The following is a 13,223-nucleotide window of genomic DNA, read 5'->3' as shown; positions in this document are numbered from 1 at the left end:
TCATGTTATTGAGATAATATCATTAAACAACCATATTTTAGTAAAAAATGAGGGATACACAGATGTCGAAGAAAAAGAATAAATCGAAGCATTTAGCGACGATTTCTCTAGTTGTCATGGGAGCAGGTTTTATTGTAACGATCCCTTTTCAGGATTCTCTTTGGGGAACAATCCTTCAGGGAGGATTCGAAGCAGGCTTAGTTGGCGGTCTAGCAGATTGGTTTGCCGTTACCGCGTTATTTCGCCACCCTCTAGGTGTACCTATACCACATACGGCACTTTTACCAAAAAACCGTAAGAGGATTATTGCGGCGATTATTTCAATGCTTGAAAATGATTGGCTGACAAAAGAAAGTATTAGAAAGAAAATATCGAGCATTCCTTTTACCGAAAAGCTTTTTAAATTTGCTGAGCAAGCCATCACAGGTCAGCATGTAAGAAATGTTACGATAAAATTAATTCAGCATTTAATCCAGTCGGTTGATAGTAATAAATTCGCCCCCATCATCGAAAGTGAATTGAAGTTAAAGCTGAAAGATTTAGATGTTAGTAAGTATCTTCCTGTCGTAATTGATCAACTGCTTAAAAGAAAGTATGATGAAAAAGCGCTGGACTTTGTCCTAAAAGAAATCGATGAATGGTCGAAAAAAGAAAGTACAAAAGAAAAACTTGGCAGGATGGCAGTTGACGCTCTAGAAAATATTAAAGCGGATGGTTTTATGCAATTTGCTCTAAAATCCTTTACGAATATTGTGAATGAGGAAAAATTAGGCAGCATTATTCAAGGTCTCATCCAAAAGGGTGTACAAAGCTTTAGGGATCCATTTAATCAAAACAGGCAAACATTACTTTTCCATATAAGCACAAAACTACAAGATATTAAAATCGATGAAAACCTAGCTATGGAAATAAATAATATAAAAGAGCAAATGCTGTTACAATGGAACTTAGAGGATAAAATCACTGATTTTATTGAACAACTTAAGGAAAAGGCAATCACCCTTATTGAATTACCTAATTTTTACGAGGATTATCTTCTTCCTCATTTATCAAAGGCACTAGAAAGTTTGAAAACAGATGATGAAAAAATAAAAGCCATAGAATCCTGGATTCAGCAGCAAATTTCCATTTTTGTCGATAATAATCATTCAAAGATTGGAAAACTCGTGGAAGAAAATCTAGAAAAACTGGATAATAAGACTCTTATTAATATGATTGAAAACAATGTTGGAAAAGACCTGCAATGGATTCGTGTAAATGGTGCAGTCTGTGGTTTTCTCATCGGGCTCGTATTGGTGGGCTTGAAATTGATTTTTTAACAAATTAAATTAATAATAGCTGCAGAACATTTGTCTCTGCAGCTTAATTTTTTTGTTTCCAAAGTTGTTCAAAAATAATCGCTAGAAATGTCCCTACTAATAAACCGTTTTTTCCTATATTTTGAATGATAGATGGAAGACCGTTAAAGATATCTGCGGGTAAAAACATGATTCCTATTCCTACTAGTAAGGATACCCCAATAATGGTAATATTCCTGTCATTTAATGGCTGTTTTGTCAGTGAGCGAATTGCTATCCCAAGCATCTCGATTAGTGTGGCTAGAAGAGCTGCACTAGCTACTGGTAAAGGTAAGGAAGCCAATAGGCCAACAATACTTGGAGACAATGAAATGACTACCATAATCCCACAAGCAAACAGAAAAGGAATAATTCGATATTGTTTTGTTAATCTGACAAAGCCAGCAGTAGCTGGTAATGGCACAACAGCAATTGTTGAGAATATGGCAGAAAAAAGATGAGATACTCCCCCTATCCACGTTCCCCGATTAAGCCTGTCATGGAATTGTCCTCTATTATTTGGAATTGCTTCCTCTGCTGCGGAAATGGCAGCGAATGTATTAGAAATGAGTAAAAAGGTAAATAAAATAGCCGTAACCGATACACCCCCAGTTAGCGAGGGGACCCCCCATGGGAAAATTTCCGGGAGCTTTATCCAATCAGCTGATATTGAAATGCTTCGATGACCTTTTCCAAAAATAATGAATAAACTCCACCCTACTAAGATTCCTAATAAGATTGCATAGTTTTTTAACCATCCTTTAGATTTTAAGGAAAGTACAATAATAAAGAAAAAAATAAAAATTGCTAGGAGAAAGCTAACTCCATCCATCTGACCCGTGTTGCTATCTATTGACACCATCCCCTTAATAAAGACTCCACTTAATTGGATCGCTAATATAAAAAGAAAAGTGCCAGTTACTATTGGTGAAAAGAGAAACAGTAAATGACGAACCCACTTTGTTATCCCTAACAGTATTAAGAATAAACCGGTAACGATCAATCCCGCCTCAAGTGTTTGTAATGTCTCCATCATAGTAAAACCTTGCTGTGTCCCAATGCTTGCAAAAATAACAAAAATACTAACCCAAGAACCAGCTGGACCATCCGCTATTGGGGATCTATGACCAAATTTCCCTTGAATAAAAGAACTTAATCCTACGATAAAAAACGTTCGTTGCATTAATGTAGATATTTCTGTTGCAGAGAGATCAAACACATTACCAATTACAATTGGCAGTGCAATAGAATTAGCTAGTAAATAGATAAACCATTGAAACGTACCAAAGTATTTGTTTTCAGTATTCATAGATGTATTATTTACCTTTCTAATTTCAAAAATGTTAATGTCCTGCACCCTATTGGAACGATTCGGACAGTGTCAATTATAACAAACTATGATTATTTATTAACCTAATAAATAAGTTTAATATTTCGTTGGTTATCTTGCCTAAAATAAACCTAATGCATTTAGGCATTATGCATAATAAACTGTGTCTGAGACATCCTAAACAACTACTTCATGATAAATGTACCTCCTTTTTATATAATAGCTTCTTCATAAGCAATTAGGATTGGTCATTATAGCTATTAATCCATTATTCTATAAAAAGTGATTTTTCGAAGCATGCTTGTTCCCCTGAATATTTTAGTTCTAATTCCCATAAACGTCATTGTTTATCCAGACCAAAAAGACTTGAATTCATTTGAGCATGTTGTACAATTAATGGTATTGAATGATTATGGAGGATGTGAAAAGAATTGTTGACAGTTAAGGACCTTTTTGGAATTAAATCCATTGATGGATTAAAAATAGTAGCTGGGGAAAAAGGAATAAATAATGAGATAACTCTTGTAAATATAATTGAAAATCCTGAGGCATTCGACTGGCTTTCACCAAATGAACTGCTTTTATCTACAGGATATATTTTTAAAGACAATGAAGAACTACAAAATAGAATCATTAAGGAGCTTTCTGAAATTAACTGTGCCGGACTAGTTATCAAAATGAAAAGATACTTTGATAAACTCCCACAGAACATGATTGACCAGGCAAACAAGCTCGGATTACCTTTACTGGAGTTACCATTTGAATATACTTTGTCAAGAGTAATCTCAATTATTAATGAAAAAGCATCGGGAAGATACGATTTATTAAATAGAAAAACCCTAGACATACATAACTTATTTTTTAGAATTACACTTGAAGGCGGCGGAATTGATAGAATTTTATCGATGTTATCTGAGACCATTAATAATCCGATTATTTTTGTAAATGAAGATTGGAAGCTAGTGGACTTTACAGAACATGTAAATAATAAAGTTCCCCTATCATACTGTCTTGATTTGGTGAAAAATAGACCCACGTTCTCGAAAGAGTTCATTGACTCTATTCCTAAAAATGTTAGTGAAATAAAAAAGACGATTAAACGAATTTATTATATAGAAGGAATGGAAATTAAATGTAGAATTCTGCCAGTTGCAGCAGCAAGCTCTATTTATGGATATATAATTGTATGGCAAACAGTACGTGAACTGTCTGAATTTGACTTCATTATTTTAGAGCAGGCATCGACGAACATTGCACTGGAAAGGATTAAAGCCAAGGAAATTGAGGAAGTTAAATTAAAAATCAGACAGGACTTTTTCGATGATTTACTTACAGGAAAAATCACCTCTAGCGAAACTATTCATACGCTAAGTGAAATGCATGGTCTTCATTCAAATTATATGTATTACTGTATTGTGATTAATATAGAATCAGAGGAGTTCAAGCAGTATGAGGATATGGTGGCCAGAAGGGTTAGTTTGGAGAATAAAGCAAGAAAATGTGTGGAGCTAATTTATGATTACGCTAATAAAGCAGACGGAGAAGTTACCTGCTTTCATCGAAACAATCGAATCATACTCTTAATTGGACAGCACGAAAACAGACCAGCCGTTTCTGTTTATGAAGCAAAAGAATACACGAATAAACTATACAGTCTATTGAATAAGCAAATAAGCAATTCCACCTTCTTAATTGGAATCGGCAGACAGTACGAAACGATTCGCTCTCTTCATAAAAGCTTTTCCGAAGCAAATGAATCGATAAGATTGATGCAAAAATTTGAAGACAGTGGCGGAGTTTCCCATTTTGAAGATCATTCTATCTATCACTTTTTAGATTCCAATATTAAAGTCATAGAATTAGAAGAATTTTTTATGAAGCGGCTTGGAATAGTTTATGAACACGATCAGTTACATGGAACAAGCTACATTATTACATTAGAAAATTATTTTCAGAATAACCTAAATATCAGTGAAACAGCAAAAGCGATGTTCTTGCATCGGAACACACTCATCTATAGAATTGAGAAAATCAAAGAAATATTAAATTCTGATTTAAAGAATTCAGAGGAACTGCTTCAAGTCCAATTAGCACTTAAGATCTTTAGACTGTTAAATAAGAAACTTCGCATAGATTCCTAATTCTAACAAAGCCCCGTTAATTAATAACAAACGGGGCTTTTCATTTACAATTGTCCTGATACTACTTTTCCTTTAAAAATAACAGCCTCGCGCTTTGGGGTTCTCGCTACCGCTTCTGCTGAACAGGATGCATGGACAAGAACAAGGCTTGCTTCATCACCTTCAAGCGGCCAGGCAACTTCGCCGTCCTCCGTTAAAGGTGTTGGTCCGCCTGTCGCCCATTTTATTGACTGTGCTAATGAGCGTTCATCACTTTTTCGAAAAAGTTCACCGTAGCGTGTTACCTTTTCTAAAACATCACCCGTTCCATATGGTCCCCAAGAATCATAGAAACCATCGCATCCTAAGTAGACGTTAACTCCCTTTCGATCTAACAAATCAATGGGCGGAAGGGTTCTTGTAATGGGGATGGTCGACATGATTGACATACCTAGCTTGCTTAATTTTTCTGCGATTTCTTCCTGCTGAGGTACCGGTACTTCACCCAAGCAAAATGCATGACTTACGGCTGCGCGATTGTACCATTTTGCTTCTTCAATCATTTCAGTAAATTTATCTACTGTATAAAAGCCGACATGTTTATTGTCATGTAAATGAATATCAATATCAGCGTCAAATTCTGTGGCAAGATTCATTACTTCATAGAGCGATTTTTCGATATTACGGTCAATTCCAGCTGGGTCTAGGCCCCCTACTATGTCTGCTCCCGATCTCATTGCTTCTTTCATCAATGGAATCACATTTTCTCGTAAGAGACCGTGTTGTGGAAATGCTACAATTTCATAGGTTAGCTTGTCTGAATAATTTTCAAGCGCAGCTTTTACACCCTCTAGGTTTTTCAAGCCAATATAAGGATCGATATTCACATGGGTACGGATATGAGTGGAACCATGGGAAAGAAGTAACTCAATCATAGTACTAGCCCGCTGCTTAACTGTTGGTGCTAATTCCTCAAGCTCCATTGCCTCCAACCGTAAACGTTCTTCCAAATTTTTTGCCGGAATAGGAGCTTTCCAATCAAGGGAAAGATAGGTTTTATCTAAATGATTATGCATTTCCTTAAATGTTGGAACGGCTAATAGCCCATTTCCATTAATCGTTTTTTCAGCTTGTGGAATGGCAAAGCTATTAGACTTCTTTTCAACGATTTTACCATCCTCAATTTTCAAATGGAAAAGCTCTGTTTTCGTTTCATAAACACCTTTTTCATCTTGTATATATCCCGTTTCTAATTTTACATTTGTTAACCAATAGGGAGTATTCATTTTTTTATTCCTCCTTTATACTTGCACCTGTTTTGATTCTATTAACTTACTATCAACTTTTTTCCCTTTGAAAAACAATGATTCTACCGAAGCTCGCCTTGCCACTGCTTCCGCAGAACAGGAAGCATGAACGAGCATCATTGTTGCTTCATCGCCGACCTTAGGCCATACGCGCTCACCGTTTTCATTCAGCGGTGTAACGCCGCCAGTTCCATATTTCATTGCTGTTGTAAGAGAATATTCATCAGACAGTCGGAACCGTTCTGCAAGAGTCCCCAGCTTTTGAATCGTATTTCCAGTTCCGAATGGTGACCAATGATCTGTAATGCTGTCATGACCTACGGATACAGAAACACCTAACTTATCAAGAGTAGGAATAGGAATGGTAGCACGATTAACTGGAACAGTGGTGGTTACATCAATCTCTTGTTCTGTTAAAATAGCAGCCATTTCGGTTAGTGTTTCACCTTGTAAATCAGCTAAGGCAATCCCATGGCTGATGGTAGCTCTGCCTTTAAGTCCCGCTTCTTTCGTATAATGGGCCATTCTTTCAAATTGAAATGCCCCTAATGTATTAGGATCATGTAAATGGATATCGACGCCTTTATTGTTTTCAACTGCAATTTCAAAAATCGTATATAAAGATTTTTCAATATTTCGATCGACAGTCGCAGGGTCAACGCCGCCAACTAATGTTGCTCCATTCTTCATTGCAGCACGGATCAGTTGGACAGAATCACTTTTTAACAATCCATGCTGCGGGAAGGCAACAATTTCATAGGTAAGAACGTCCTCATATTTTTTCAAGGCGTTCACCGTTGCCTCTAGATTTTTTAGACCAATCACGGGGTCCACATTACAATGAGTCCGAATATGGGTATGGCCATTTTTCAAATACATTTCAATCATTTTCTCAGCACGCTCTTGAGCAGTAGGTAAAAGTTTTGGCAGCAATTCTTTTTCTTCTTCTAATCTTGTAAAAATACCATTTGTAATTGGAGTACAAGCCTTCCAAGGTCCGCCGTAGTAGGTTTTATCGATGTGAATATGCATATCCCTTAATGATGGAAGAAGAAGTTGATTTTTTGCATCAATCTGCTTTACATCAGAATTCGGAAATAAATTGGTGATTTCAGCAATTTTTCCTTCTTCAATTTTTAAGTGACAATTTTCCGTCTCTGTACCAATAATACGATGGTTATCGTATTTGAAACCCTTTTCTAAACGGACATTTGTTAGCCAAAAAGTAGTCATTCCTATTCCTCCTATTATAAAAATTAGGAAAAGTACTTTTTTTCAAAAGTACTTTTCCAGATTGCTTCTTTTACTTTATAACGACATCATCAATCATTAGATAGTTTGCTGCATTCAGCCAAAAGCCGCTGACATTTTTGCTATGGGCAGCCAAATGCTCGTAGTTACGAATTGGAATATAAACCGCGTCGTCCATTTCTATTTGCATAACTTCTTCATATAGCTTTAAACGTTTTGCTTCATCTGTTTCTTGACGTGCCGCTTCAATTTTTTCATCTACCTCTGGATTACTATAGTAAAAATGGTTACCTGCAGGACCCTGTGATGCAGTGTGGAACAAATTATACTGGTTATAGTCTCCGTCACCAGTTGCATTTCCCCAACCGTTAATTACCAATTCATGTTCACCATTATTGATCATTTCAATAAATGCACCGTATTCCATTACTTGAATTTCGACATTTACGCCGATCCCTTTTAATTGAGATTGGATTACTTCTGCCATGTTAATTCGTTCTTTTCGATCACTTGTTAATAATTTAATTTCTAAACCATTTTCATATCCGGCTTCTTTTAACAATTGTTTTGCTTCATTCAAATCATAATCATAAGGCTGAACCTTGTCGCTATATCCTAATACTTTAGGGCTCATCGCTACGTTTGCGAGTGTTCCTACATTATTATATACACCTTTAATAATAGCTTCTCTTTCAATCGCATGGCTGATTGCTTTACGGACTTTTACATCATCAAATGGCTTTTTCTTTGTGTTAAATCCAAGATATTCGACAGCTAGTCCTTCTGTACGATAGAGACCCATTGTATCGGAAGCTTCGATTCGTTCAATTTCAGTTACCGGTACTTGGTCGTTGATATGTGCTTCACCCGTTTCAATCATTGCAAGACGTGTAGCATCCTCTGGAACGACCTTAAATACAACAGCATCAATATTAGGTTTCTTACCCCAGTAGTTTTCATTCTTCTTTAGTGAAATTTCTTGACCACTCTTCCACTCTCCAAACACGAACGGACCAGTTCCAATCGGATGCTCAGCTAGTTTTTCAGGATTTTCATCTAAAGCTTTGGGACTGATGATGCTGCCTTCCTGACTTGCCAAAATGGATAAAAGCGGTGCATAAGGGTAGGCAAGCAATAATTGTACCGTGTAGTCATCTATTACTTTTACTTCTGTAATCATTTCAAATTTCGTGCGTTGCGGTGAGCCTGTATTTGGATCTAATAAACGATCAAATGTCGCTTTAACTGCCTCTGCATTAAATGGTGTTCCATCATGGAATGTTACATCATCTCTTAATTTAAATTCCCAAGTTGTATCATTTACTACTGTCCATTCTTTTGCCAAAAGCGGTTGAACTTTAAAATCCTTATCCGGTACGACAAGTCCCTGATAGACCTTTTGGTAGATAATGTTTGCTGATGGAATATCTGTAATAAAATGTGGGTCTAGCTTGGTTGCATCAGAAAGTCGAACAACAGTTAATGTTCCACCCTCTTTTGTTTCTTCTTTGCTGCTTGCAGCTTCATTAGAAGAATTTGATTTTGTCGAACATGCTTGAGCAACTATAAGCATTAATCCTACCAATACTAATAAAATGCCATTTTTTATGGATCGTTTTTTTCTCTCCATTTTTCGCCTCTCCTTTGTTGTATATTTATAGGATTCTCAATTTAAAAGGAAAATTGATTTTCTCAGTTCCATTGAAATCCTTATCTGCATTATAGAAGATGAATCACTAGGATATTTACAGAATATTTACAAGAATTTAAACTATTTTGACAAAAAAATTAAAATATATTTACTTTCCCATTTATTTTGATAATTTTGTACATATCACAAAAAAATAATAGGTTCTGAGAGGAGGATTATAACAGCTAGAAACGACATCATTCTTTCAAAAATAAAATAAGGAGGGTTTTACATGACACTAGAAGCAAAAACAGAACAACCAGTTGTAATAAAACAAACAATGAATCAACCGAAAGAATCTAAAATAAAAGATTTCTTATCTATTTTAACCATGAACAAAGCTGCAATGGTCGGTGCTATTATCATTCTTTTCTATATTGTTATCGCACTCTTCGCACCCTTACTTGCTCCCTATGATCCATACGAAATAAATTTAGAAAATAAATTAATACCTCCCTCAATAGACCACTGGATGGGTACAGATGATAAAGGAAGGGATATTTTAAGCAGAATCCTATATGGTTCCAGACTTTCGATGGGGATTGGAATAACCGCTGTAATCATTGGTGCCTTCTTTGGAATTATTTTTGGACTTATCGCAGGCTACTATGGAAAATGGATTGATTCGACCATCATGAGGATCATGGATATTCTCTTGGCATTCCCTGGTATTTTACTTGCTTTAGCCATCATTAGTGCACTTGGACCTGGCTTAATCAATGTAACGATAGCTGTCGGCGCATACTCTATTCCATTATTCGCCAGGATTGTCCGCGGCTCAACCTTAGAAGTGAAACGGCTCGAGTATATTGACGCCGTACGTTCACTTGGAGCAAATGATTTAACGATTATTTTTAAACATATTTTACCGAATATTCTTTCACCTATTATTGTACAAGGAACACTAAGACTAGCTACCGTCATTCTTTCAGCAGCAGGTTTATCATTCCTTGGTCTTGGTGCCCAGCCACCATCTCCAGAGTGGGGAACGATGTTAAGCAGCGGCAGGGATTTCTTATTTTCTGCACCTTATATCGCTATATTTCCAGGGCTGGCTATTTCTATACTAGTTTTAGGTTTTAATATTTTTGGAGATGGATTACGTGATGCTTTTGATCCAAGAATGAAGAAATAGAGGAGGTATATTAAATGTTGATGTTTATAGTACGCCGGTTAATGCAAACGATTCCGGTCATTATAGGGGTAACTTTTGTCGTATTCTTTATTATGCAGCTAGTTCCAGGTGATCCAGCAGTATTGCTTGCTGGCGAAGGAGCTTCAAAGGAAACCATTGAAGCCATACGGGAGCAATTAGGTTTAAATAGACCATTATTGGTACAATATTTCGATTACTTAACGAGCGTTTTTCGTGGAGATTTTGGAGTATCACTTAAGAATAGTCAGCCTGTACTAGATGAAATATTAGTGAGATTACCTATTACTATTGAGCTTGCCTTTTTTAGTATTGTTATAACCATTGTTTTAGGAATGGCTGCTGGTATTATTTCTGCGATTAAGCCTTATTCCCTAAAAGATACAACGGTTATGATTGTAGCTTTATTAGGTATTTCATTACCAAGCTTTTGGTTAGGTTTAATGTTAATGTATTTCTTCTCAGTAAAACTGCAAATCCTCCCTGTTGCTGGATGGGATAGCATTCTTCATGTTATCCTGCCCGCTCTGACATTAGGTGCGGGGGGTGCGGCCATTGTAGCACGAATGACAAGATCAAGTATGCTTGAAGTTATTCGTCAGGATTATATCCGAACAGCTCGTGCTAAAGGGGTACGTGAAACTGTAATTATTTATAAGCACGGATTACGTAATGCGTTAATTCCAGTTATTACAGTAGTTGGATTACAATTTGGAGCTTTACTTGGAGGGACTGTTCTAGTTGAATCAATCTTCGCTATTAATGGACTAGGAAGAATGATTGTCGACTCGATTCGAATGCGGGATTTACCAATGGTTCAAGGCGGGGTATTAGTTGCCTCTCTTGTTTTCGTCGTAGTGAATTTGATTGTCGATGTACTATATCGATTCTTTAATAAACGGATTGAATTAAATTAACAGGTGGTGAATATGATGACGGAGAATAACAAACCGATTTTAGAGGTAAAAGGATTAAAAACACATTTCTTTACAAAACGTGGAGTAAGTAAAGCGGTTGATGGCATCGATTTTAGTTTGCATAAAGGGGAAACTTTAGGAATTGTCGGTGAATCCGGCTGTGGAAAAAGTATAACATCTCTGTCCATTCTGCGTTTAATCCCCTCCCCTCCTGGGAAAATAGCGGGCGGACAAGTTCTGTTTAAAGGAAAAGATTTGGTGACATTGTCTGAAGATGAAATGAGAACGGTCCGTGGAAATGAGATTTCGATGATTTTTCAAGAACCGATGACATCATTGAATCCTGTTTTACCGGTTGGAGAACAAATTGCTGAAGCTTTACGAATGCACCAAAAAATGGGACGTAAAGCCGCGTGGGAAAAGGCAGTAGAAATGTTAAAGCTTGTTGGGATCCCTTCCCCGGAAAAAAGGGCAAAACAAGAGCCTTTCCAATTAAGCGGCGGAATGCGTCAGCGTGTCATGATTGCGATGGCACTTGCATGTACTCCTGAGGTATTAATTGCAGACGAACCAACAACAGCATTGGATGTAACGATTCAAGCTCAAATCCTAGAGTTGATTAAAGACTTGCAAAATAAGCTGGGCATGGGTGTCATTATGATTACCCATGATTTAGGTGTCGTTGCCGAAACTTGTGATACGGTAGCCGTCATGTATGCAGGGAATATTATTGAACATGCACCAACCGAGAAAATTTTTGCTAATCCAAGACATCCATACACACAAGGTTTACTAGATTCACTGCCTAAAATTCATGAAGATCAGGAAGAATTACAAACGATTGAAGGAAGTGTCCCTAGTCCCTACAATATGCCTGCTGGCTGTCGCTTTGCTTCAAGATGCCCTCATCAGCAACCGATTTGTCATCAACGGCAGCCAGAGCTTATTGAACAAAATGATGGTGTAAAGGTTCGTTGCTGGATGTATACAGATCAATGGACAGCAAAAATGGTAAAAGAGGAGGCTGTAAAATAATGCAGGCTGCAGCAGATAAGAAAGTATTATTAGAGGTAGAACATTTAAAGCAATATTTTCCTGTTAAAACAGACTCCCTTTTTAAGCCTAAAGCCTATGTACAAGCGGTAGACGACATCTCCTTCAAGCTATACGAAGGAGAGACTTTAAGTATTGTAGGTGAATCTGGCTGCGGAAAATCCACAACAGGCCGTGCGATTTTAAGACTTGATGAACCTACAGATGGAAAGGTTTATTATTCAGGGACAAACATTTTAGGATTAAATAAGAAAGAAATGAGAAAGCTTAGAGGGGATTTACAGGTTATATTTCAGGATCCTTTTGCTTCTCTTAACCCGAGACAAACCGTTAAGCAAATTTTAAATGAAGCCATGGCCATCCAAGATGTAGTCGAAAAGTCAAAAAGAATGGATCGAATGCTTGAACTACTTGACTATGTCGGGCTTCCCCCAGAGGCACTTGACCGATACCCTCACGAATTCAGTGGCGGTCAGCGCCAACGTATTGGGATCGCCAGAGCCCTTGCAGTTAATCCTAAACTAGTAATATGCGATGAAGCTGTTTCGGCCTTGGATGTATCTGTTCAAGCACAAGTCTTAAATCTACTAAAGAAACTGCAAAAGCAGTTTGGACTTACCTTTTTATTTATCTCCCACGATTTGAGTGTAGTCAGACATATTTCTGATAGGGTCATGGTTATGTACCTTGGGAAAGTCGTTGAGATTGCAGATAAAAAAGATTTATTTGATACACCACTACATCCATATACACGGGCTTTGCTATCATCGATTCCTGTACCAAATCCGGAATTAAAACGGGAGCGGATCATCTTAAAAGGAGACGTCCCCTCCCCTATTAATCCGCCAAACGGCTGTCGATTCCATACCCGCTGTCCATTTGCAACAGAGAAATGTAAAACAGAAGAACCAGCTGTAAGAGAATTGGATACAAATCATATGGTCAGCTGTCATTACGCAGAAAAATTTATGTAAGGTTATTTTCTAATAATAAGAAAATAAGGTAAAATATTATATTAAAAAAGGGAGAAGCAAAAGCCTCCCTTTTTCTTCATCCAAAGGAGAA

10 protein-coding genes are annotated in these 13,223 nt (G+C 37.0%); 6 read left to right on the top strand and 4 right to left on the bottom strand.

Annotation, left to right across the window (positions count from 1 at the left end):
• Positions 1 to 62 precede the first annotated feature (62 nt).
• Positions 63 to 1,319 carry a DUF445 domain-containing protein gene (locus ACIQAA_RS12885; protein ID WP_402619819.1) on the top strand — a complete coding sequence of 419 codons (1,257 nt, stop codon included), beginning with the start codon at positions 63 to 65 and terminating at the stop codon, positions 1,317 to 1,319.
• A 43-nt stretch (positions 1,320 to 1,362) separates the two neighbouring features.
• Here ACIQAA_RS12885 and ACIQAA_RS12880 read toward each other — a convergent pair whose 3' ends face one another.
• Positions 1,363 to 2,646, bottom strand: a complete 1,284-nt coding sequence (locus ACIQAA_RS12880; protein WP_402619816.1) for a purine/pyrimidine permease — start codon at positions 2,644 to 2,646, stop codon at positions 1,363 to 1,365.
• 452 nt (positions 2,647 to 3,098) lie between these two features.
• Between ACIQAA_RS12880 and ACIQAA_RS12875 the strand changes: the two genes are divergently transcribed.
• Positions 3,099 to 4,808: a PucR family transcriptional regulator gene (locus ACIQAA_RS12875; RefSeq protein WP_402619814.1), complete on the top strand. Its 1,710-nt coding sequence runs from the start codon at positions 3,099 to 3,101 to the stop codon at positions 4,806 to 4,808.
• A 44-nt stretch (positions 4,809 to 4,852) separates the two neighbouring features.
• Here the strand turns inward: ACIQAA_RS12875 and ACIQAA_RS12870 are convergent, their stop codons facing one another.
• The 3 genes from ACIQAA_RS12870 to ACIQAA_RS12860 all read right to left on the bottom strand — a co-directional run bounded on the left by ACIQAA_RS12870 (position 4,853) and on the right by ACIQAA_RS12860 (position 8,975).
• Positions 4,853 to 6,073, bottom strand: a complete 1,221-nt coding sequence (locus ACIQAA_RS12870) for an amidohydrolase (RefSeq protein WP_402619811.1) — start codon at positions 6,071 to 6,073, stop codon at positions 4,853 to 4,855.
• Positions 6,074 to 6,088: 15 nt separating this feature from the next.
• Positions 6,089 to 7,327, bottom strand: a complete 1,239-nt coding sequence (locus tag ACIQAA_RS12865; protein WP_402619808.1) for an amidohydrolase family protein — start codon at positions 7,325 to 7,327, stop codon at positions 6,089 to 6,091.
• Between the two features lie 70 nt (positions 7,328 to 7,397).
• Positions 7,398 to 8,975, bottom strand: a complete 1,578-nt coding sequence (locus ACIQAA_RS12860; protein ID WP_402619806.1) for a glutathione ABC transporter substrate-binding protein — start codon at positions 8,973 to 8,975, stop codon at positions 7,398 to 7,400.
• Between the two features lie 340 nt (positions 8,976 to 9,315).
• Here ACIQAA_RS12860 and ACIQAA_RS12855 point away from each other — a divergent pair, with 340 nt between their 5' ends.
• From ACIQAA_RS12855 to ACIQAA_RS12840, 4 genes are read left to right on the top strand one after another with little or no spacing between them, the layout of a single operon-like run.
• Complete coding sequence (locus ACIQAA_RS12855) at positions 9,316 to 10,170, top strand: ABC transporter permease (protein ID WP_402620270.1); 855 nt, start codon at positions 9,316 to 9,318, stop codon at positions 10,168 to 10,170.
• A 14-nt stretch (positions 10,171 to 10,184) separates the two neighbouring features.
• Positions 10,185 to 11,105 (top strand): nickel ABC transporter permease, encoded by a 921-nt coding sequence (gene nikB / locus ACIQAA_RS12850; protein ID WP_402619803.1) that lies wholly within the window; start codon positions 10,185 to 10,187, stop codon positions 11,103 to 11,105.
• Positions 11,106 to 11,120: 15 nt separating this feature from the next.
• Positions 11,121 to 12,140 carry an ABC transporter ATP-binding protein gene (locus ACIQAA_RS12845; protein ID WP_402619801.1) on the top strand — a complete coding sequence of 340 codons (1,020 nt, stop codon included), beginning with the start codon at positions 11,121 to 11,123 and terminating at the stop codon, positions 12,138 to 12,140.
• Positions 12,140 to 13,132 carry an ABC transporter ATP-binding protein gene (locus ACIQAA_RS12840; protein ID WP_402619799.1) on the top strand — a complete coding sequence of 331 codons (993 nt, stop codon included), beginning with the start codon at positions 12,140 to 12,142 and terminating at the stop codon, positions 13,130 to 13,132. The genes ACIQAA_RS12845 and ACIQAA_RS12840 overlap by 1 nt, the downstream gene beginning before the upstream one ends.
• The last annotated feature ends 91 nt before the right edge of the window (positions 13,133 to 13,223 follow it).

Source organism: Neobacillus sp. NPDC093182 (assembly GCF_044754045.1).
Note: the sequence above shows the minus strand (reverse complement) of the source record. Positions and strands in the feature narration are given on the sequence as shown.

Coding starts and splice junctions, on each gene's coding strand:
- ACIQAA_RS12860 (WP_402619806.1), bottom strand. CDS start 8,975: ATGGAGAGAAAAAAACGATCCATAAAAAATGGCATTTTATTAGTATTG.
- ACIQAA_RS12885 (WP_402619819.1), top strand. CDS start 63: ATGTCGAAGAAAAAGAATAAATCGAAGCATTTAGCGACGATTTCTCTA.
- ACIQAA_RS12880 (WP_402619816.1), bottom strand. CDS start 2,646: ATGAATACTGAAAACAAATACTTTGGTACGTTTCAATGGTTTATCTAT.
- ACIQAA_RS12855 (WP_402620270.1), top strand. CDS start 9,316: ATGAATCAACCGAAAGAATCTAAAATAAAAGATTTCTTATCTATTTTA.
- ACIQAA_RS12870 (WP_402619811.1), bottom strand. CDS start 6,073: ATGAATACTCCCTATTGGTTAACAAATGTAAAATTAGAAACGGGATAT.
- nikB (WP_402619803.1), top strand. CDS start 10,185: ATGTTGATGTTTATAGTACGCCGGTTAATGCAAACGATTCCGGTCATT.
- ACIQAA_RS12840 (WP_402619799.1), top strand. CDS start 12,140: ATGCAGGCTGCAGCAGATAAGAAAGTATTATTAGAGGTAGAACATTTA.
- ACIQAA_RS12845 (WP_402619801.1), top strand. CDS start 11,121: ATGACGGAGAATAACAAACCGATTTTAGAGGTAAAAGGATTAAAAACA.
- ACIQAA_RS12865 (WP_402619808.1), bottom strand. CDS start 7,327: ATGACTACTTTTTGGCTAACAAATGTCCGTTTAGAAAAGGGTTTCAAA.